This is a genomic window from Nitrosospira sp. NpAV (genome assembly GCF_000832065.1).
Taxonomy (GTDB): Bacteria; Pseudomonadota; Gammaproteobacteria; order Burkholderiales; family Nitrosomonadaceae; genus Nitrosospira.
On the sequence record NZ_JXQM01000130.1, the window covers coordinates 1 to 867 of the forward strand.

The 867-nt window shown below is 62.1% G+C and carries 1 pseudogene; it reads left to right on the plus strand.

The features are described from left to right. Positions 1-272 precede the first annotated feature (272 nt). Positions 273-629: pseudogene (locus tag SQ11_RS15600) on the plus strand (helix-turn-helix domain-containing protein); the annotation flags it as partial. Positions 630-867: the final 238 nt, after the last annotated feature.

The window sequence follows — 867 nt, forward strand, 5'->3', positions numbered from 1 at the left end:
CAAGCTGGACTACGTGCCCAGCGGCGTGGGCCCGGGTGGTGTTGACCAGATCGCGTACGAAGGCGACTGGAAGCAGCCGCATTGCATCAAGGCGGAACTGGAAGACACTGTGGTTCGAACCTTGCCGTCGACTCGGAGTAAGCAGGCAAGTCGTTGAGAGTCTGGGGCGCTGTTCAGCTTGAACCTTTTAGGTCGAACTGGCCAGCGCAATGCCTTGAGAGCGTCTGTGAATCGCCAGAAAGCTTTGCCTCTCATTGGAACGGGGCAAGCATTCGCAAGCCGAGTTCGTGATTCCCGACCACCTTGCGCATGCCGACCCGATGGTGGAGCGCTTCGAGTGCTGGGCCAGACGTCGGCTCGCGCAAGGTTTCTCGCTGGCCGAGGCGGCCAGCGCCGCGGGCACAAGCGAGCGCACCTTGGCGCGGCGGCTGCAAAGCGTTTTGGGCAAGACACCCCTGTCGTATTTCCAGGACTTGCGCGTGGAGCATGCCGTCCATCTCTTGCGCACCGGGAGCACCAGCGTCGACCAGGTCGCCGCACAGGTCGGGTACTCGGATGGGGTGACCCTGCGGGCCCTGTTGCGCCGCAAGCTGGGCCGGGGTGTCAGGGAGTTGCGACGCGGTGGATGACCAGAGGCGTTTGGCGTATGTACGGCTGGAGACTGCCAGGAAACTGACGCAGGCCAAACGGCGCATTTGGACAAACTGACAAAACTACTGCCCGCCACGGCGCGCAAGCTCCAGTTTGACCCCGGACAAAGTTTTGCTGGCAATGTCGTGGTTGAGCAAATCAATACCTTGATTGAGCAACGCTGTGCCCTGACGATTCGGCGGCTCACCGACCCCGCCGCCAACAATGACGCAGCCG